The sequence below is a fragment of the Oscillospiraceae bacterium NTUH-002-81 genome (assembly GCA_032620915.1).
In the GTDB taxonomy this organism is placed as follows: domain Bacteria; phylum Bacillota; class Clostridia; order Lachnospirales; family Lachnospiraceae; genus JAGTTR01.
This window is the reverse complement of record CP136052.1, coordinates 2385419-2405000: the sequence shown is the minus strand read 5'-3', so window position 1 is coordinate 2405000 and position 19582 is coordinate 2385419. Positions and strand designations below refer to the sequence as shown.

The following is a 19582-nucleotide window of genomic DNA, read 5'->3' as shown; positions in this document are numbered from 1 at the left end:
GAAAGCCCCGTAATCGAAATCAGGAAGGAGCGAGCAGGATCCGAAGTACCGCGAGACACGTGGAACCTTGCGGGAAGTCGGGGGGACCACCCCCCAAGGCTAAATACTACTTAGTGACCGATAGCGCATAGTACTGTGAAGGAAAGGTGAAAAGGACCCCGGGAGGGGAGTGAAAGAGAACCTGAAACCCTGTGTTTACAAACTGTGGAACCGCTTTACATGCGGAACCGCGTACTTTTTGTAGAACGGTCCGGCGAGTTACATGATCTGGCGAGGTTAAGCACTTAAGGTGTGGAGCCGAAGGGATACCAAGTCTTAATAGGGCGTCAAGTCAGATCAAGTAGACCCGAAACCGGGTGATCTATCCATGTCCAGGCTGAAGTTGCCGTAAAAGGCAATGGAGGGCCGAACCCACATCCGTTGAAAAGGGTGGGGATGAGGTGTGGATAGGGGAGAAATTCCAATCGAACCCGGAGATAGCTGGTTCTCCTCGAAATAGCTTTAGGGCTAGCCTCATACAAGTCTTGCGGAGGTAGAGCACTGAATTTCCTAGGGGGCGTCAAAGCTTACCGAAGAATATCAAACTCCGAATGCCGTAAAGATGGTGTATGGGAGTCAGACTGCACGAGATAAGTTGGGTAGTCAAAAGGGAAAGAGCCCAGACCTCCAGCTAAGGTCCCAAAGTGCGTGTTAAGTGGAAAAGGATGTGGGATTTCAAAGACAACCAGGATGTTGGCTTAGAAGCAGCCATACATTAAAAGAGTGCGTAATAGCTCACTGGTCGAGAGGTCCTGCGCCGAAAATGTCCGGGGCTAAAACACGACACCGAAGCTGAGGAATGATACTTTTAGTATGATTGGTAGAGGAGCATTGCATGCGAGACGAAGCAGTACCGTAAGGAGCTGTGGATTGCATGGAAGAGAGAATGCCGGAATGAGTAGCGAGAAGAAGGTGAGAATCCTTCTGGCCGAATATCTAAGGTTTCCAGAGTAAAGCTGATCTGCTCTGGGTAAGTCGGGGCCTAAGGCGAGGTCGAAAGACGTAGTCGATGGATAACAGGTTGAAATTCCTGTACCTCATAATAACAGAACTGTGGGGACGCAGAAAGAGAGCACGGGCCGGGGATGGAAGAACCGGTACAAGCGAGGTAGGAGGTTTGTTGGAAAATCCGCAAATCAATCCGAAGGCGTGATGTGGACCGAAATCTAGTAGGGAAGCGTGTGAGCTGGCTGCCAAGAAAAGCCGCTATTGTTTATTATGAGCCCGTACCGTAAACCGACACAGGTGGATGAGGAGAGAATCCTAAGGCCGACGGGAGAAGCATTGTTAAGGAACTCGGCAAAATGACCCCGTAACTTCGGGAGAAGGGGTGCCTCTGTAACAGGAGGCCGCAGAGAATTGGCCCAAGCAACTGTTTAGCAAAAACACAGGTCTATGCAAAACCGCAAGGTGAAGTATATGGGCTGACGCCTGCCCGGTGCTGGAAGGTTAAGGGGAGGGCTTAGCGTAAGCGAAGGTCCGAACTTAAGCCCCAGTAAACGGCGGCCGTAACTATAACGGTCCTAAGGTAGCGAAATTCCTTGTCGGGTAAGTTCCGACCCGCACGAAAGGCGTAATGATTTGGGCACTGTCTCAACAATGGACCCGGTGAAATTGAAGTACCAGTGAAGATGCTGGTTACCCGCGCCAGGACGGAAAGACCCCATGGAGCTTTACTCTAGCTTGATACTGGGATTCGGTATTGCATGTACAGGATAGGTGGGAGGCTATGAAAGAAGGACGCCAGTCTTTCTGGAGCCGCTGTTGGGATACCACCCTTGTGGTACTGGGTTTCTAACCTGCCGCCATGAACTGGCGGAGGGACAATGTCAGGTGGGGAGTTTGACTGGGGCGGTCGCCTCCGAAAGGGTATCGGAGGCGCTCAAAGGTTCCCTCAGAATGGTTGGAAACCATTCGTAGAGTGCAAAGGCAGAAGGGAGCTTGACTGTGACACCGACGGGTGGAGCAGGTACGAAAGTAGGACTTAGTGATCCGGTGGTATAAAGTGGGATTGCCATCGCTCAACGGATAAAAGCTACCCTGGGGATAACAGGCTTATCACTCCCAAGAGTTCACATCGACGGAGTGGTTTGGCACCTCGATGTCGGCTCATCGCATCCTGGGGCTGTAGTAGGTCCCAAGGGTTGGGCTGTTCGCCCATTAAAGCGGTACGCGAGCTGGGTTCAGAACGTCGTGAGACAGTTCGGTCCCTATCCGGCGTGGGCGTAGGATATTTGAGAGGAGCTGTCCTTAGTACGAGAGGACCGGGATGGACTGACCTCTGGTGCATCGGTTGTTCACCAAGAGCATGGCCGAGTAGCCAAGTCGGGACGGGATAAACGCTGAAGGCATCTAAGCGTGAAGCCCCCCTCAAGATGAGATATCCCAGCGAAAGCTGTAAGACCCCTTGAAGACGACAAGGTAGATAGGGCAGAGGTGGAAGTGCGGTAACGCATGGAGCTGACTGTCACTAATAGGTCGAGGGCTTGACCAAAAGCACTTGGTGACTGGCGAGCGCGAAGCGCGAAGACAGAACTTAGTGCGTTGGTCGTTCGAATGAACGGATGTGAATTCGAACTTCCGACAGTGGTTCAGGTAGAATGTGAACTTAATAATTTGCAAAGCGAAAGGCAGCGAGAAGAAGCGAAGCGGATTCGAGCTGACTGCCGCGAAACAAGTTGGTAGGTTCAGGAAAAACGGATGTAATACAATATGTGGTTTTGAAGGTACATGATATCAGGACACGTTGTTCATACGGCGTGTCTTTTTTTTGTGTGTAATTTGAAGCGGACAAGTCCGCTTTGTAATGTCTGAACAGTGAATTTACCATAAAATTGTGTTGAGCATTTTTGGTCGAAATTATAACGGTTTTGTAACACGATCTTCATTGCTTTTTTCAATGGCTTTGCATATAATCGTACATATAATTTGAATGGGGAGGAATAACCAGATGCAGAAGAAATTGAACATACAGCTTTTGGGCGACTTTGCACTGGAATATGATGGAAAACGGATCCAATTGGGGAATAGTTACAGGACAAAGGTTTTTCAACTTTTACAGGTTCTGCTTTATCATGGGGCGGAAGGTATTACGACCAGTGTGCTCATTGATCAGCTGTACGGACACGATGCGGAAAGGGATACTGCGAACAATCTGCGGGTAACGGTGTATAATCTCCGGCGTCTGTTGGAGAAGAGTGAACTTCCCCGGGAGCATTATATCAGGGCGGAGTCCGGACGATATCGGTTTGTGGCAAGCTTTCCGGTGGAAGTGGATGCGCTGCAGTTTGAGGTGCTGTTGGAGAATGCGCAGGATACGGCAGATCACGAGGAGAAATTTCGGCTGCTGAAAGAAGCGCTGGACATATACGGCGGTCATTTCCCTGCCGGATCTTTCCGGGGAAGAATGGGTGGCTGTGGCATCTGCTCATTATGAGCATTTATTTTCTGTCTGCATGAATGAAATGGCAGATCTCCTGCGGGATGCAGAGAATTATGAACTGCTGCTTTCCTACTTTACCCGTGCGGTGAAGTTGTATCCTTTCGATGAATGGCAGATCGGCCAGATGGAATGTCTGTTGGAGATGGGCAGAACCCGGGAAGCCATGAATATTTATGACAGAACATCCAGGCTGTATTTTGAGGAGCTTGGGTTACCGCCGTCAGAGAAAATGAAAGACTGCTTTGCCAGAATGAGCAAAATGTTACTTCTTGATGCGGAAGGCTTTCAGGAGATTCACAATGCGCTGCAGGAAAAGGCCGATCCGGAAGGCGCCTATTACTGTTCATATCCGGGATTTGTGGATGCTTATCGGGTGTTGAATCGGTTGCTGGATCGTATGGATCAGTCTGTTTTCCTTATGCTCTGTACGATCACGGATGTGCGGGATAATGAAATTGAGAATAAAGAGCGACTGAAAAAAATTTCTGAAAAACTGGGACAGGCTATTCAAGGAGCTCTGAGAAAAGGGGATGTATATACCCGTTACAGTGCAAATCAATATCTGGTGTTGCTTATGGGTATCAGCAAAGAAAACTGTACCATCACCTCCGGCCGAATTGATTCTTACTTCCGGAAAAGAGAAACAAGTCGGCGGATTAAAATTTCTTATCGGGTGGTATCCATTCGGGATTCTGATAATAAAGTGGTTTCAGAGACTGACGAAGTACTTTAAGAAAAATAAATACAGAGAACAAAAGCAAAAGCATGCTGTGAAAATTAAGATTAATATTTTACGGTTGACTTTTGCTTTTTTTGTAGCTCAAAGAAAAAAATTTAAATAATGTATAAAATAGGAAGAATTTTAATTGAGATTTTAACAGAGAAAAAGTTATAATTCTTCTAAAGAAAACGTAAGATACGGGAAATAAGAAGCGTTGATCCCGTACCTTTTTATTTATTGAGAAGGATCATCTCCAGAAACGACAATGCAGGAGGTTCCACAGGGAGGAATGCCGGATGGAAGAGAGAAGAAAGCAAAAGCGCGGGTCATGCAAGGAAAACGGGAGAAAGCACAGGTTCGTGGAGCAGCTGGCTGCGCTCGTTCTGTGTGCGGCTCTGCTGGTATCCAACACCCTGATCTCGAGGGCAGATGATGATGCAGTGGTGATGCTGCCGGTGGTGGAAGGCACAGGGGAACAGCAGGATGCCGATACCGGAATGCCGGAAGAGGCGCAGGTGGCAGACAACGAAAGCATTCCGGAGGAACAGCCGCGAGATAAGGATGACAGCGCCGGGCAGCCGGAAGATGCACAGCAGCCGGAAGAGACAGATGCAGCAGATGAGAATAGTACAGTTACTGACAATGGCAAGGATCAAAAGGACGCCCCGGAAGAAGTGCCCGCTGTATACACCTGGGAAGAAAGTGCCGGGGATATGCGGGTGAAAGTAACTGCACAGCCGGATGTCCTGCCGGAAGATGCGCAGCTTCATGTGAGGGAGATCACAGAAGAGGCAGAAATCAACAGCCTTGAGAAAACGATGGAAGAGAAAGCTGTGGAGGAACAGTTTTCTATTCAGAAGCTGCTGGCAGTAGATATTTCTTTTACAGATGCACAGGGCAGTGAGATCCAGCCCCGGGGTATTGTTTCTGTCGGCGTGGATCACGCAGAACTGAAAGAAGCAGACACGGATTCCGAAATGATTTCGGTCTTTCATGTGGATGCCGATCAGAATGCGCAGGATATGGGCGCTGCCTGGGAAGGGAACGGAGAGATAGTATTCGAGACACCGCATTTTTCCACGTATGTCATTATCCAGCAGGGAAATAGCGAGGTTGTGGTGACGGTAGAGCATTATGGACGGCAGGATACGTCCGGTGCCGGTTATCAGGAGATTTATAAGGCCGATGAGCTGACACTTCCTGTGGGTGGTATGGTGCCGGATTACGCCAAAGCTGTCAACTGGCAGGTAGAGAAAGTGGATGTCACCCCGGAGGGCGGAACCACAACCACATATACGGAAGAAAAACAGCTTTCTAAGATCACAGTAACGAAAAAAACGGATATCAGGGTTTATTATGTGGCAAAACAGTCCGAGATAGCGGGTGCGACAACCTTTTATGACTATACTGTCCGTGCGGGTCGGAACGGCAAGAGATATCTTTCCATTAATGAACCGGCCAATTATGGAAACAAAACGGGAAAGCGGCTCATGGTCGGGGATCGTGGTTCCAATTATTCTGCGTACCAGACGGATGATTATCAGCCGATGCAGAACGGAAAAGATGCGAACATATGGACAGGGGACGCCTCGGTGGTTACCGGCCTCCTGTCAAAGATCGATGATAACGGCAATCCGGTGTTTGCATTTGCCGATCCGGGATTTTTTGAAAATTCCGATGTAACAGCCACTGTAAAAGGAAAAACACGGTATCTGCGAAAAATATACAGAGACGATCAGCTGATTTTCCGGCAGACCGGTGATACGTATGTGCTGGATCGGGTACAGGATAAGGACGGCAATGAGCTGTGCAAAGCCGGGAATGATTTCTTCCCGCTGGACGGGCGGAAAGTCGGTTATGAAGAAGCAGGAAAAACCCATAATTTTTATTTTGGAATGCGCTATGACGTGACCTTCAAGCTGGGCGATTATAAAGGGCCTCTGAACTATTCTTTCACCGGGGATGATGACCTGTGGGTGGTACTGGATAAAGATAAGGTGGTCATTGATCTGGGCGGCATTCACAGTGCTGCAACAGGAACGGTGGATCTGTGGAACTATATTGATCCGGCGGATACCGAGAGGGAGCATACGCTGACGGTGCTCTATATGGAGCGGGGCGCAGGCTCATCCAACTGTCAGATGAATTTTACCCCTTCCGTCTGCGCGGATTTCCGGTGTGACAGATACCCCCATGTCAGATCTGCTGCTTTATAAAGTAAATTCCGATGGAGAAGCCCTGGAAGGCGCACAGTTTAAACTGGTAAAGGACGGAACCGGGGAGATCCAGACAGCAACTTCCAAGGCAGATGGAAGCCTGAATTTTACCAGGCTGACGGAAGGAGAGTATCAGCTGTCTGAGACAAAGGCACCCAGCAAATATATCCCGACGCTGGATACCTGGGTGGTAAAGGTAGAGCCGGTGGAAGGAGAAGAGGGCAGTGTCAAAGCCAATCTGTATCTGTCGGACGGAGAGACCCTGTATACGAAATCAGAGGGCGGCAGGTATGAAATCCTGAATCTGACAGAGCAGGAGCGGATTGACAGTGTACTGGATTATGATAAGACAGCAAAAGTAAAGAGCTGGGAGGATCGGACATATGATATCGCCATCACCGCTTCTTCCAAACTGACCAGCCAGACAACCCAGGAGACGGGCGGCGTGGCGGATGTGATGATGGTGCTGGATATATCCGGAAGTATGCTGTACGACGGCAGTAATGATGACAGCGACGGTTTTGTGCAGGTCGGAAGCTGGCAGGAAACATATAAAGATGTGAAAAACAGTCTGGATGCGACAAAGGTTTATTACTACGGTGACAGTACGGAAAATGTACCTTTCTCATACTGGTCTTACTACAATGCCAAATCCCCGATGATTTACCGGGACGGCAAGTGGCTGTATCATACTCGGAAAAATGGCAGCTGGAAAGAGATAGCTGATAGTTCCACTACCAAAATTTATACGATTGACAGCGGTCTGACCGGGTTAAAAGAGGCCGGAAATGCATTTGTTAATTCCATAGCAGAGGGATCGCCCACGAGCCGCATCGGCATCAAGACCTTCCATTCGAATGCGCAGGATATCAGTACGCTGAAATCTGCGGGGGAGAACAGCGATGTACTGGTGAAAGCTATTTCCGCACTGCGCGCCTGTGGAGGTACCTCTCCGCAGAAGGGGGCTGGATCTGGCTCTGAAGGAGCTGACGGATGAAGCCAATGCGGCAAGTACAGTTCCCAAGTATGTGATCCTGTTCACAGACGGTGATCCTTCCACAGCAACAGACAGATCTGCAGCGGAGCTTTCTGCCCAGAAGCTGCGGGAGAAGGGCATCATCCTTTATACGGTGGGTTTGAAGCTGACAACGGCTACCGAGACATGGCTCTCCCAAAAGATTGCATCGGAGGGGTGTGCCCTGTCGGCCAGCACTACTGCAGGGCTGAAGGATATTTTCAAAACCATCAGTTCCACAATCACTGAGGATGTGGCCATCAGTAAGGCGGAGATCAGAGATGTGATCGACCCGCGGTTCCAGCTGGTGAAAGACGATGGTACGGTGATCACCGATGCCATGCTGGCGGATGGAAAGACCATTCAGCTGAACAATGGCGGAATTGTTTACCTGACAAAAGTAAATGGGAAGACTGTGCAGGCTGTGAAATGGACGGAACAGACGATTCCGAACAAGAATAATGGCACATGGGAACAGACAGTGACGGTGAAAGCAAGGGAGGAGTATATTGGAGGGAACAATGTGCCCACAAATATTGCTCCGGACTCTTCCATCAGCACCGGGTACGGAGATGCAACGCTGCCCCAGCCAAAGGTGAATGTGAAAGCAGAGCTGACGGTGTCAAATGCGGAACAGACCATTTTCCTGGGAGATACAGTCCCCACGGAGGATGCAGTTTTAAAACAGCTGTTTGACGCAGACAGCAAGGCTGCAATGGGCGTGACGGCAGATGATTTTACCCTTACCTGGTATCGGGATGAGGCGTGTACCGATGAGATAACAGTGGAAGAAATGGGGCAGGTAAAGCCTGCTGATACCACCGGGTTTTACCTGAAGGTTGTCTATGATCCCGGCGAACCGAGTGATGAAAGTAACCGCAATACGACGGAAAAAGTGAATGGAAAAGATGTGGTGCGGATAGCCGGGGAAAAGGCAGGTGACCGGTATCAGGTGATTGCGGTCAATGAAGATGAAGAAATATATCCCGATAAAGAATATGGCGTATATACCGTATATGTGGTGGACGGAAGGGTGACAGTGGTGAAGACCATCAGCAATCCGGCAGAGGTACGGGATACCCAGGGAAGCCCGATCTTTACGTTCCGGCTGACCCGTACCTATGAGGAAGACGGACAGACGAAAACGGAAAGCTTCTACAGGAGTATGAAGGCAGATAAGGACGGAGAGACGAAAGTGGTCTTTTCTCATCTGCCCAAGGGCACCTATACAGCAGAAGAGCTGGCGGTGCAGCAGTATGAGCTGGTCAGCCTGACTGCTTCGGCGGACGAGACGGGCGGATTCCCGTGCCATATGGCAGAGCAGAAGATGGAGATTGGTTCGGATGGCAGAGAAAACCGACTGCAGGAGCGGGATGGTCTGGTGCAGGCGGTAAATAAAAAGACACCGGATCACCACGAAACATCCAATGATATCATCATCAATCAGTTTGCGGTGAAAGACGGCAAGGTGATCATTACTCCGGTGAAGACCGAGGCAGAGTAGGAAGGAGGCATGATGCGCAATGTATAAAAAAAGACGGCAGCTGTTGATTGCGTTGGTGCTTCTGGGACTGATCGCGACGGGGGCAACGATTGCATTTCTTTCTACAGCGACCTCCAGTCTGACCAATACCTTTACGAAGGGGTCTGTTATCACGGAACTGGAAGAAGAGGTGAAAACGGATGGCACCAAGGAACCCCGGGTGAAAAATACCGGAAAGAATGCCTGCCTGGTGCGGATGCGGGTATCCGTTTCGCCGGAAACCGCCGGGCAGGAGATGACCCTGGAAAATCTGGGAGCGGACGGAAAGTGGCAATTAAACAGTGATGACGGATTCTATTATTATCAGGATATTCTGGAACCGGGGGAAAAGACGGAACCCTTGTTTCACAGGGTAACGGTACCTGTTGTGGGAGATGCGGGGGATATTGCTGCGGACTGGTCAGCCTTTCTGGAAAAATATCCGGATCTGACGGTCACCGTTTATCATGAGGCCTGCCAGACAACCATAGGAACGGCGGATGCCATGAAAGATGGTGTCTACGATCAGGCATCCGCACAGCAGGTATGGAAGGTTTTTGAAGACACCAAACAATAGAGGAGAAAGCATGAGAACAATATGCAGTATCATTTCTGACGGGATATTGATCATTCTGGGTGTGATCGCCGCGGCACTGCTGTTACCGATGCTGTTCGGTAACCGGACGCTGGCGGTGTTAAGCGGCAGCATGGAGCCGAAGATTCCGGTGGGGGCGGCTGTCTATGTACAGGAGTGCAGTCCCTATGCACTGGAAGTGGGGGATATCATCACCTATCAGATGGGCAGCAGCACGCTGGTCACACATCGGATTGTCAATATAGATGAGGAGACGCAGGAGATCACCACCCAGGGAGATGCCAACCATGCGCCGGACAGTGCACCGGTGGCTTTTGCCAGTGTGGTGGGCAAGGTTGTTTTCTGGATTCCGCTGCTGGGCTATCTCAGCATTTATATCAAAACACCGCTGGGCATTGCGGTGGGCTGCGGTATCCTGATCGTTCTGATTTTGCTCAATTTCCTGCCGGATATCCTGACGGAAGAAGAGAAAGGTCCCGCAAAAAAGCGCAGAAAGAAAAGGGCTGCGGCGGGAACAACGCAAAAATAGGATCAAAATAGAAAAGGAGACGAGGTTATGAGAAAGAAAAGTCTGATCAGCATGTTTGCTGCAATGGGGCTGGTGGCAGCTATCGGCGTGGGAGCCACACTGGCATTCCTCAGTGCGGAGACGAAAACCCTGACCAACACGTTCACGTTTACGGATCAGGGGATTGGCCTTCGGTTGGATGAAGCGAAGGTGGAAAATGGTGTGGCAACCGATGACCGTACCACCTATGATGCATCTGAAGTGGAGCGGACGCAGGATTACAAAGAGGTGCTTCCGGGCGCCACATTGCCGAAGGATCCTAGGGTAACGGTGGAGGCAAATTCCATCAACTGTTATGTGTTTGCCAGCATTACAGATCCGACCACAGATGATGTGGATATTGCTGATCTGAATACCACCGACTGGGAGGAGATCACTGCGATTGCGGGTCATACCTTCACACCGGCAGGCAATACCAAATACTATGTGTACCGGGGGGACAGCTGCAACGGACAGGATTGTTCCCACCAGCAGTGCAGACCGGCCGCTTGGCAAGTTGTTTACCCAGGTAAAGATTGCTGATGTGCCGAAGGCAGATCCGGGCTCTTCTCTTGGCAACATCGTTATCAGGAGTGCAGCTATCCAGTCCGACAATAACACCTATGCGGCAGCAGCAGCAGAGGCGCTGGGCAAGCTTGGGGCATCTGTACAGTAGCAGTCATTAACCGGGAACAAAAACAGGATACGAGAGGATTTTGATGATGAAGAAGAGAAAAGTAATCAGCCTTGTGGCTGCGGTAACCGTTGTGGCGGCGCTGGGGATCGGCGCAACTCTGGCATATTTTACCGATCAGGCAGAACAGACCAATGTAGTGACCATGGGGCATGTGGACATTGATCTGGAGGAACCGCGGTTCAGTGAGGAGAACGAAGATAATACCATCACCCATGTGGTGCCCAATCAGGAAATTACCAAAGACCCCACGATTGTAGTAGCGGCGGATTCCGAGAGTGCTTATCTGCGGGTGAAACTCATATTTGAAGGCCTTACCGAAGATCAGATCGCAGAGCTTTTACCGGGCATAGATATGGATGCGGATGACTGGGTACTTTCCGCTGATGGATACTACTATTATCAGAACAGGATCACAAAGACAGGTGAAGAACAGAGAGTGCCGGTATTTACTACCGTGCATATCCCGGAAACCTGGGGAAATGAAGTGGCAGACACCTCTTTTACGATCAGCATAAAGGCAGAGGCAATCCAGGCCGATCACTTTACGCCGACCACCAATGACGCAGATCAGATCACTGGCTGGAATTACAGCGACGGGACGGCTGTTACGGCAGAAAACTATACAGCACCTGTGACGCCATAGAGACAGGATATTCTGAAAAAGGGTAAGCGTTTGCAGCAGGCGTCTTTCACAGGCTGGGGAGACCGGCCGGTGGCAGACGCCAGAAAGGAAAGGAGAGAGGGCATTGAAAAGAAAGCTTTTGCTGATGGGAATAACAGCGGCAATGCTGCTGACAACGATCATCGGCGGATCCCTGGCATTTTTCCAGGCAGACGGGAAGCCGGTTCAGAATCAGTTATCGACGAAAAAGCTGGATATTGACCTGCAGGAGGACGGTACCCGGATGAAAGAGGCAGAAGGGGAAATTGTCGAGGAACATCTCATGCCTGGAGTATCTGTGGAAAAGCATGTGCGGGTCATCAATGGTGATTCAGGTGATACCTCCTTTTATACCCGGGTGCGGATCACACGCTGCTGGGGAGAGGGAAGCGGGGGACAGTTTTCCAAGGATTATACCCTGGATCCATCCCTGATCCTGCTGGATCTGAACACGACAGAGCAGGGCGGCTCCTGGCTGCTGGCAGATGGCGGGTCTGTGGAAGAGCAGCAGGGCAGGGAGACCATCACACTGTACTATACAAAGGCAGTGGGCGGAGATTCCGGCAGTGCCACGGATGAGGTGTTGAGGGGATTTTCCGTTGCACCGGAACTGACCAATGCCTATGCGGATAAAGCAGTGCAGATCTTCGTGGAGGCAGATGGTGTACAGACATTGCATGCGGAAGATGCGGCGCTGTCTGAGTGGGGCGTGCAGCTGCAGATCGAGAACGGAACCATTACGGCAGTATGGAATTAAGCGAAGGGAGAGCGTGGATATGAAGAAAAAAAGGTGGATTCCGGGAATACTCCTGGCGCTTTTCCTCGGAATGGGAACGGTTTCTCTGGCAGCAGATGCCGGGCCAACGGTGACCTTTGACGGGAAACAGATCGTATACAGCAATTATGAGGTGACAGATTTCGGCGATGCCTTTGACAACATGCTTCCTTCGGAAACCCGTACCCAGGAAATCATTCTGAAAAATGCAGATCAGCGGGCAGTGGATTTTTATATGTCTGCCCAGGTACTGAAAAGCCTGCAGGAAATCGGTGAAGATAATGCTTTTTATCACGTGTCACTGGATCTGGTGCAGAATGGCACATTCACCCGCATCTATGGGGACGGGCAGGAGCTGGCCACAGTAGGAGGCAGTAATAACGGCGCCCGGGGATTAAAGGAGCTGGATGATACGCTGGATGACTATTATCTGTTAGCGGTGTTAAAAGGCGGAGAGACGGCAAAGCTGCAGTTGACGGTGGAGCTGGACGGTGAGTCCGGAGACAATGTCTACATGGCCCGGGATGGTAAAATCCAGTTTGATTTCCGGGTGCAGTACGATGACCCGAAGGCGCCGGAAGTCATTACGGTTAAAGGAGATCCCGTCGTTCATGTGGTGAAAAAGGTACAGACTGTTTACCGGGGCGTCAAAACCGGTGACCAGGCACCTGTCGCGATTCTTCTCGGGGTACTGGTACTTTCTGTTATCCTGATGATCGTAGTGATTGTCCGCAGGAAAAAGAAAACGGGGAACCGGATGTGGACAGCAGTGCTGCTGGCAGGCGTGCTGTTTGCGGCAATAGGGAAACCTGCGCGGGCGGCAGAACTTCCTGTATCCGACTCACCGAGAACATATACCATTACTTACCGGCCTGGGCGGATTGGTACTTTTGCAGCGGGAACTGCGGATGGATACCGGAGCTATGCCGGCGTGACAGATGTAAAAGAGACAAAAACAGGGAGCATTGCCATCACTTTGCTGGCAGGATCTTATTTGCCGGATCCTCCCCAGAGTCAGGTGATTGTGAAAGACGAATATGCAGGCCGGTACATGATGAACACGGCCTGGCTGCCGGGTGCGGAGGAACAGACCGTCACCCGGGATCGGGATTATGTGGTGGACTATAGTGCCATCAGTGAGGAAGTCGGTTATGTGGTACGGTATGTGGATACTGCGGACAATCAGGAGGTAGCACCGGCGTTTCACGGGCGCGGTAACGTGGGAGAAACCATTTCTCAGGTGGCAAAGACCGTGGACGGTTACCGGTATGATTCGTACACGAAAACCATTGCGTCACTGGATGCGGATGGCACAAAAAACCGGATCACATTCTATTATACGGCAACAGCTTCCGGCAACGGGGAGCAGCATATCATCTATGTGCCGGGAGAGGAGACGACCCGGGTAGACACAACAGAGAACATTGTCTATATCGGCGGCGGGCAGACCACAGGTACAGGAGTCGGAACGGCAGCCGGGACAGCAGGTACGGCAACCGGTGAAGGCGGGCAGGCCGGAGAACTTGCCTCAGAGGAAGCGGCGGCTGACGGACAGACAACGGAACCGGATGCTGCAGATAATACCGGGGCAGAGGATGGGCTGACAGACATCCCGGATGAACAGATCCCTTTGGGCGACATTCAGGCAGATGCCGGGGCACAGGCCGCGCAAAGACCGATCCTTCCCTATGTGTGCGGGATTGTGGCAGCGGCGGCAGTGATTGCCTTTGTTGTCATCCGAAAGAAACGAAAAGCAGAATAAAAAATTCGGAAAAGAGCAGGACCTGTAGCAGGGTTCTGCTTTTTTGTATGATAGGAAATTGCGTCCTATCATACAAAAAAACGCTCCGCGAGGATCGCACTGCGGCGGTATTGAATTATGTCGCAAATACGACCCGCCGCAGGCGGAGAAATTCCTGCGGCGCAGGATTCTTTTTGCCGGTTTTGCATGAGAAATAAATATGGTATAATAAGCGGAAGTGACAAGGAGAACTGATATGGAAAATTCAATCATATTTGCAATCGAGATCATTGGCACCATCGCTTTCGCTTCCTCCGGTGCCATGCTGGGTATCCGGAAAAATCTGGACATTTTCGGCGTGGTGGTGCTGGGGCTTTGTGTGGCTGTGGGCGGCGGTATCGTGCGGGACATCATTCTGGGACTGACACCGCCCAGCGCATTCCGGGATCCCAGCTATGCGCTGACGGCCTTGGTGACGGCGGTGCTTTTGTTCGGCATTGTTTACTGGAAGCAGGAAATTCTCACCAGCCGGTATATGGAGATCTATGAGACGATCATGAACTACTGTGATGCGGCGGGGCTTGGCATTTTTACCGTGCTGGGCGTGTACACCGGCTACGAGCAGGGCTATCGGGGACGGTTTTTCCTTATTTTTCTCGGCATGCTTACCGGCATCGGCGGCGGTGTCATCCGGGATGTGCTGGCGGATACCATGCCTTTTATTTTAAGAAAACACATCTATGCGGTGGCGTCTCTGGCCGGTGCTTTTGTCTGTCAGCGGCTTATCGGACAGAATCTCTATCTGGCGCTGGCTGCGGGAACGGCGGTGGTGCTGGTCATCCGGATTCTGGCCAGTCATTACCGGTGGAACCTGCCACGGCCGCTGCATGGGGAAAAATAAGGTTGTTACTTTACCATAAAGAATGCTATGATAGTGCAAGAAAAAATAAGAAGGAGTGATCAGAATGCTCCAGGTGGAACAGATCGCAGCCCAGATCCGAGAGGCAGACTGTTTTCTCATCGGTATCGGTGAGGCCTTTGCGGTGGGAGCGAAAGCAGAACAGTCGCCGCTGGGCAAAGCTTATATGGAGAATAAAAAACGACTGGAGGGGGAAGCAGCGCTTCTGCCTGCCGAGCGGGAATATGTGGAAATCCTGGACATGGTGGGAAACCATCCGGCCAGGGAAACCGAAGAGAAGCGGGCCCGGGTGCAGCAGGCTTATGCCATCCTCTCCAAGATCGTGGAGAAAAAGCCCTTTTTCGTGGTGACCATGTGCACCGACGGGGAGATTTTTGACAGCGCGCTGGATGCAGAGAAGATCACCGCGCCCTGCGGGAATGTACATATGTTACAGTGCAGCCGTCATATCCTGGAACCTTTTGAGACGGCGCCGCTGTATGAAAAGCTGGAACAGCAGATCGAAGCGGGGGAAGTTTTTACAGCGCTGCCCCGGTGTCCGGCCTGCGGCGGGCCGCTGCATCCCAACACCATCTGCACAGAAGGATATCTCCAGGATGCGTACCTGCCATCCTGGCAGACGTACACCATCTGGCTTTCGGGCACCCTGCACCGGCGTCTTTGCGTGCTGGAGCTGGGTGTATCCTTTGCTCATCCTTCGGTGATCCGTTTTCCTTTTGAAAAAACGGTATTTTATAATAAGAAGGCTTCCCTTCTGCGGGTACATCCGACACTTTGCCAGGTGCCTCAGGAGCTGGAGGGACGGGGCATGGCTGTTGCGGCGGAGCCTGTGCAGTTCCTGACAGAGCTGGAAAGCTACCTGTGACAGACAAAGAAAATAGAGAATGTAACCGGCGGAGGAGAGGACAGCCATGGACATGATAGGGCAGCAGAGGAAGCTGTTTGAGGAACTTTGGCAGCTTGATCCAGGAGTGATCGAAGACGGTGTTTCGGATGAGGCACAGTATACATCCGCAGCTTATCGCATCATGTATGTGCTGAAGGAGGTAAATGGCGGTTCTGGCTGGAGTCTGTGCGATCATCTGCGCAGCGGCGGCAGGGACAGGGAACATGATCCAACCTGGGACAATATTGCCAGATGGTCAGAGGGGGATTTTCAGCTTGCCGGAAGAATTGCCGTGGGTACAGATGGAAAAGGACTGTCGGAGCAGAAGAGCGAAGATCCTGCCCCAGATCTGTGCGGTCAATGTGAAAAAGACTTCCGGAAGCTATGTTTCAGACAGCAGGCAGGTGTATGCGGCTGCACGGGACAATGGAGAAATCTTGAAAAAGCAGCTGGCACTTTATGCGCCTGATATGGTGATCTGCTGTGGAACGGAGGGCGCGTTTGTGGATGCCTGTTTTCCAGATAAAAAGATAGAATGGCAGATGACAACGCGGGGCGTCTGGTATTTCAGGGACAGGGGCATGCCGGTCATTTCTTTTTCCCATCCTGCGGCACGGGTAAAGGACTGCTATCTCTATTATGCATTGCTGGATGCCGTGCGGGAAATATATCAACTGGAAAATAGGAAGCAGTAACGGACGGATCATATAAAAGTCGACAAGGCGCTTTTCATGTGATACTATGGAACATATTTTAAGATACTTTTGCATATCGGGATAAGGAGATGAAGATACATGATCGGAATTATCGACTATGACGCGGGCAACATCCGCAGCGTGGAAAAGGCGCTGGCGGCGCTTCATGAGGAGGCAGTGCTTTCCCGGGATCCGAAGACGCTGCTGGCGGCGGACAAGCTGATCCTGCCGGGGGTGGGCGCTTTCGGTGATGCCATGGATAATCTGAAAAAATATGGACTGGATGAGGTGATCCATGAGGCGGTTGACCGGCAGATCCCCTTGCTTGGCATCTGTCTGGGACTGCAGCTTTTGTTTGACCGGTCGGAGGAAAGCCCCGGCGTGGAGGGCTTAGGCATCCTGAAAGGGGAGATCGTCCGTTTCCCGGAGCAGCCGGGCCTGAAAATTCCGCATATGGGATGGAATTCCCTGTCTCTGGCACCGGATGGCCGCCTGTTTGCGGGCATTTCCGGTGATCCGTATGTGTATTTTGTCCATTCCTATTATCTGCAAGCGGAGGATCCGTCCATCGTGAAGGCATCCGCGGTGTATGGCAATACGACCATCCACGCCTCTGTGGAGCAAGGGAATGTGTTTGCCTGCCAGTTCCACCCGGAGAAGAGCAGTGCCGTGGGCTTAAAGATCCTGAAAAATTTTGCAGATCTTGAGAAGGAGGCGGTGTAAATGTTTACGAAGAGAATCATTCCCTGTCTGGACGTGAACAACGGCCGGGTGGTGAAAGGGGTTAATTTTGTGAACCTTCGGGATGCCGGAGATCCGGTGGAGATTGCAGCTGCTTACGATCAGGCCGGTGCGGATGAGCTGGTTTTCCTGGATATCACCGCTTCTTCTGATGCCAGAGGCACGGTGGTGGAGATGGTGCGAAAAGTGGCGGAGAAGGTATTTATTCCCTTTACCGTGGGCGGCGGCATCCGCACGGTGGAGGATTTTCGGGCGATCCTGCGGGAGGGCGCGGACAAGGTATCGGTGAATTCCGCAGCCATCAGCAACCCGCAGCTCATCAGCGATGCGGCTGATAAATTCGGCCGCCAGTGCGTGGTGGTTGCCATCGATGCCAGACGCCGGGCGGACGGTTCGGGCTGGAACATTTTCAAAAACGGCGGCCGCATTGACACCGGACTGGATGCGGTGGCGTGGGCCAGAAAGGCGGATGCGCTGGGGGCAGGGGAAATTCTGCTGACCAGCATGGATTGTGACGGCACCAAGGCCGGGTATGATCTGGAACTGACGCGCACCATTGTGGAAGCTGTATCTGTCCCGGTCATTGCATCCGGCGGCGCGGGCAGGCTGGAGCATTTTTACGATGCCCTGACGGAGGGCGGCGCAGATGCCGCGCTGGCAGCTTCTCTTTTTCACTATAAAGAACTGGAAATCATGCAGGTCAAGGATTATCTGGCCCAGCGTGGCGTTCCGGTAAGGAGGTAAGCATATGGCAGCGATCAGCAACGACTGGCTGCCGGTGTTCCAGGGAGAATTCCGGAAGCCGTACTATAAACAGCTGTACCAGACAGTCATGAAGGAATACAATACGCGGAAAATCTATCCCGCGCCGGACGATATTTTCAATGCGTTCCAGCTGACGCCTTTTCATAAGGTAAAAGCGGTGATCCTGGGGCAGGATCCCTACCACGGGGAGGGACAGGCCCACGGCCTTTGTTTTTCGGTCAAGCCGGATGTGGAAATCCCGCCGTCGCTGGTGAATATTTATCAGGAGCTGCACGATGACTGCGGCTGCTACATCCCGGATAATGGTTATCTGACCAAATGGGCGGAGCAGGGGGTTTTACTTTTGAACACAGTGCTCACCGTGCGGGCCCACCAGGCCAATTCCCATCGGGGCATCGGCTGGGAGGAGTTCACCGATGCGGCCATCCGGCGGTTGAATGAGGAAGACCGGCCGATCGTGTTTATCCTGTGGGGAAGACCGGCCCAGATGAAAAAATCTATGCTCACCAATCCCAACCACCTGATCCTGGAGGCGCCGCACCCCAGCCCCCTGTCTGCATACCGGGGATTTTTCGGCAGCAAGCCCTTCAGTAAGACCAACGAATTTCTCGAGGCCCATGGGGTAGAGCCCATCGACTGGCAGATCGAGAACTTGAGATCGTAAGGGATGCAGATGATGGATATGAGATACGAAAATCATGTTATAGAGATCAAGGATTTCTCAGACGCTGCCCTGGATGTGTATGCGCGCCTGAACGAAGTGCAGCTGCTGAACCGGCAGGATCTGTCCCAGGGCATGTTCATTGCGGAGAGCCCCAAGGTCATTGAGCGGGCGTTGGATGGCGGTTACGAACCGGTGTCTTTTCTGGCGGAGGACAACCTGCTGGAGCGGGAGGCGCTGCCGCTGGCGGCCCGGTGCCCCGGCGTGCCGGTGTACACGGCCAGTGCAGACATCCTTCGAAACCTCACCGGCTTTCCCATGACGAGAGGTATCCTCTGCGCCATGCACAGAAAGCCTCTGCCCACCCTGGAGCAGGTGTGTGCCACAGCTTCCCGGGTGGCGGTGCTGGAGCATGTGGTGAACCCCACCAACGTGGGGGCGATTTTCCGTTCTGCGGCGGCTCTTTCCATGGATGCGGTGCTGCTGACGAAGGATTGCAGCAACCCGCTCTATCGACGGGCAGCCCGGGTGAGTATGGGAACGGTTTTCCAGATTCCGTGGACGTATGTGGATGCGGAAGCCGACTGGCCCGGTCCGGCCATGGAGAATCTGCGGCAGCTGGGATTTCGAACCGCGGCCATGGCCCTTCGCAAGGATACGGTAAGCATCGACGATCCAAGGCTGTCTCAGGAAGAGAAGCTGGCGGTGATCGTGGGGACGGAGGGCGACGGTCTGCTGGAGGAAACCATCGATGCCTGCGATTACACCATCAAGATTCCCATGTCCCACGGCGTGGATTCTCTGAATGTGGCGGCGGCCAGTGCGGTGGCGTTTTGGGAATTAAAAAAACCTTGACTTTCGGGCAAAATGCCCGGTACAATAGAATCAATCATTCCAAATGGTGAGCGACAGCGAATGTGCTGTTTTTCTTGCCATGAGGTATC

At 52.0% G+C, this 19582-nt stretch carries 20 protein-coding genes and 1 rRNA gene (1 of these 21 only partly in view); all 21 read left to right on the top strand.

Annotated features, from left to right (window positions below; genetic code table 11):
- A 23S ribosomal RNA gene (locus RJD28_11885) occupies positions 1–2533 on the top strand; it begins 360 nt to the left of the window's first position.
- Between the two features lie 456 nt (positions 2534–2989).
- Entirely contained in the window at positions 2990–3475 is a 486-nt protein-coding gene (locus RJD28_11880; GenBank protein ID WNV57000.1) for a helix-turn-helix domain-containing protein, read from the top strand.
- A complete protein-coding gene (locus RJD28_11875; GenBank protein WNV56999.1) occupies positions 3456–4214 on the top strand; it encodes a bacterial transcriptional activator domain-containing protein in 759 nt (252 codons plus the stop codon). Before RJD28_11880 ends, RJD28_11875 begins: the two co-directional genes overlap by 20 nt.
- 284 nt (positions 4215–4498) lie before the next feature.
- A complete protein-coding gene (locus RJD28_11870; GenBank protein WNV56998.1) occupies positions 4499–6418 on the top strand; it encodes a fibro-slime domain-containing protein in 1920 nt (639 codons plus the stop codon).
- The gene (locus tag RJD28_11865; GenBank protein ID WNV56997.1) at positions 6396–7415 is read left to right on the top strand and encodes a prealbumin-like fold domain-containing protein; all 1020 of its coding nucleotides are present in this window, start codon (positions 6396–6398) and stop codon (positions 7413–7415) included. Before RJD28_11870 ends, RJD28_11865 begins: the two co-directional genes overlap by 23 nt.
- Positions 7357–8937, top strand: coding sequence for a VWA domain-containing protein (locus RJD28_11860; GenBank protein WNV56996.1), 1581 nt, complete (start codon positions 7357–7359; stop codon positions 8935–8937). The genes RJD28_11865 and RJD28_11860 overlap by 59 nt, the downstream gene beginning before the upstream one ends.
- A 19-nt stretch (positions 8938–8956) precedes the next feature.
- Positions 8957–9532: a hypothetical protein gene (locus tag RJD28_11855; protein WNV56995.1), complete on the top strand. Its 576-nt coding sequence runs from the start codon at positions 8957–8959 to the stop codon at positions 9530–9532.
- A 10-nt stretch (positions 9533–9542) separates the two neighbouring features.
- Positions 9543–10079, top strand: coding sequence for a signal peptidase I (locus RJD28_11850; GenBank protein WNV56994.1), 537 nt, complete (start codon positions 9543–9545; stop codon positions 10077–10079).
- Between the two features lie 27 nt (positions 10080–10106).
- Positions 10107–10640 (top strand): hypothetical protein, encoded by a 534-nt coding sequence (locus RJD28_11845; GenBank protein ID WNV56993.1) that lies wholly within the window; start codon positions 10107–10109, stop codon positions 10638–10640.
- 1 nt (position 10641) lies between these two features.
- Positions 10642–10773: a hypothetical protein gene (locus RJD28_11840; GenBank protein WNV56992.1), complete on the top strand. Its 132-nt coding sequence runs from the start codon at positions 10642–10644 to the stop codon at positions 10771–10773.
- Positions 10774–10816: 43 nt separating this feature from the next.
- A complete protein-coding gene (locus tag RJD28_11835; GenBank protein ID WNV56991.1) occupies positions 10817–11437 on the top strand; it encodes a SipW-dependent-type signal peptide-containing protein in 621 nt (206 codons plus the stop codon).
- 103 nt (positions 11438–11540) lie between these two features.
- Entirely contained in the window at positions 11541–12212 is a 672-nt protein-coding gene (locus RJD28_11830; protein WNV56990.1) for a hypothetical protein, read from the top strand.
- Positions 12213–12231: 19 nt separating this feature from the next.
- On the top strand, positions 12232–13992 hold the full coding sequence (locus RJD28_11825) for a MucBP domain-containing protein (protein ID WNV56989.1): 1761 nt from the start codon (positions 12232–12234) through the stop codon (positions 13990–13992).
- A 235-nt stretch (positions 13993–14227) separates the two neighbouring features.
- Positions 14228–14872, top strand: coding sequence for a trimeric intracellular cation channel family protein (locus tag RJD28_11820; GenBank protein WNV56988.1), 645 nt, complete (start codon positions 14228–14230; stop codon positions 14870–14872).
- A gap of 64 nt (positions 14873–14936) precedes the next feature.
- Positions 14937–15755, top strand: a complete 819-nt coding sequence (locus tag RJD28_11815; protein ID WNV56987.1) for a hypothetical protein — start codon at positions 14937–14939, stop codon at positions 15753–15755.
- A gap of 46 nt (positions 15756–15801) precedes the next feature.
- Entirely contained in the window at positions 15802–16245 is a 444-nt protein-coding gene (locus RJD28_11810; protein ID WNV56986.1) for a hypothetical protein, read from the top strand.
- Positions 16214–16471: a hypothetical protein gene (locus tag RJD28_11805; protein WNV56985.1), complete on the top strand. Its 258-nt coding sequence runs from the start codon at positions 16214–16216 to the stop codon at positions 16469–16471. Before RJD28_11810 ends, RJD28_11805 begins: the two co-directional genes overlap by 32 nt.
- Before the next feature lie 99 nt (positions 16472–16570).
- Entirely contained in the window at positions 16571–17194 is a 624-nt protein-coding gene (hisH, locus tag RJD28_11800) for an imidazole glycerol phosphate synthase subunit HisH (protein WNV56984.1), read from the top strand.
- Positions 17195–17956, top strand: coding sequence for an imidazole glycerol phosphate synthase subunit HisF (gene hisF / locus RJD28_11795; GenBank protein ID WNV56983.1), 762 nt, complete (start codon positions 17195–17197; stop codon positions 17954–17956).
- Positions 17957–17960: 4 nt separating this feature from the next.
- Positions 17961–18641: a uracil-DNA glycosylase gene (locus tag RJD28_11790; protein WNV56982.1), complete on the top strand. Its 681-nt coding sequence runs from the start codon at positions 17961–17963 to the stop codon at positions 18639–18641.
- A gap of 18 nt (positions 18642–18659) precedes the next feature.
- Positions 18660–19493 (top strand): RNA methyltransferase, encoded by an 834-nt coding sequence (locus tag RJD28_11785; GenBank protein ID WNV56981.1) that lies wholly within the window; start codon positions 18660–18662, stop codon positions 19491–19493.
- The last annotated feature ends 89 nt before the right edge of the window (positions 19494–19582 follow it).

What these genes read in the sequence shown, in the direction of transcription:
- RJD28_11880 (WNV57000.1), top strand. Translation starts at nt 2,990, where the DNA reads ATGCAGAAGAAATTGAACATACAGCTTTTGGGCGACTTTGCACTGGAA.
- RJD28_11870 (WNV56998.1), top strand. Translation starts at nt 4,499, where the DNA reads ATGGAAGAGAGAAGAAAGCAAAAGCGCGGGTCATGCAAGGAAAACGGG.
- RJD28_11865 (WNV56997.1), top strand. Translation starts at nt 6,396, where the DNA reads ATGTCAGATCTGCTGCTTTATAAAGTAAATTCCGATGGAGAAGCCCTG.
- RJD28_11855 (WNV56995.1), top strand. Translation starts at nt 8,957, where the DNA reads ATGTATAAAAAAAGACGGCAGCTGTTGATTGCGTTGGTGCTTCTGGGA.
- RJD28_11850 (WNV56994.1), top strand. Translation starts at nt 9,543, where the DNA reads ATGAGAACAATATGCAGTATCATTTCTGACGGGATATTGATCATTCTG.
- RJD28_11845 (WNV56993.1), top strand. Translation starts at nt 10,107, where the DNA reads ATGAGAAAGAAAAGTCTGATCAGCATGTTTGCTGCAATGGGGCTGGTG.
- RJD28_11835 (WNV56991.1), top strand. Translation starts at nt 10,817, where the DNA reads ATGATGAAGAAGAGAAAAGTAATCAGCCTTGTGGCTGCGGTAACCGTT.
- RJD28_11825 (WNV56989.1), top strand. Translation starts at nt 12,232, where the DNA reads ATGAAGAAAAAAAGGTGGATTCCGGGAATACTCCTGGCGCTTTTCCTC.
- RJD28_11820 (WNV56988.1), top strand. Translation starts at nt 14,228, where the DNA reads ATGGAAAATTCAATCATATTTGCAATCGAGATCATTGGCACCATCGCT.
- RJD28_11815 (WNV56987.1), top strand. Translation starts at nt 14,937, where the DNA reads ATGCTCCAGGTGGAACAGATCGCAGCCCAGATCCGAGAGGCAGACTGT.
- RJD28_11810 (WNV56986.1), top strand. Translation starts at nt 15,802, where the DNA reads ATGGACATGATAGGGCAGCAGAGGAAGCTGTTTGAGGAACTTTGGCAG.
- hisH (WNV56984.1), top strand. Translation starts at nt 16,571, where the DNA reads ATGATCGGAATTATCGACTATGACGCGGGCAACATCCGCAGCGTGGAA.
- hisF (WNV56983.1), top strand. Translation starts at nt 17,195, where the DNA reads ATGTTTACGAAGAGAATCATTCCCTGTCTGGACGTGAACAACGGCCGG.
- RJD28_11790 (WNV56982.1), top strand. Translation starts at nt 17,961, where the DNA reads ATGGCAGCGATCAGCAACGACTGGCTGCCGGTGTTCCAGGGAGAATTC.
- RJD28_11785 (WNV56981.1), top strand. Translation starts at nt 18,660, where the DNA reads ATGAGATACGAAAATCATGTTATAGAGATCAAGGATTTCTCAGACGCT.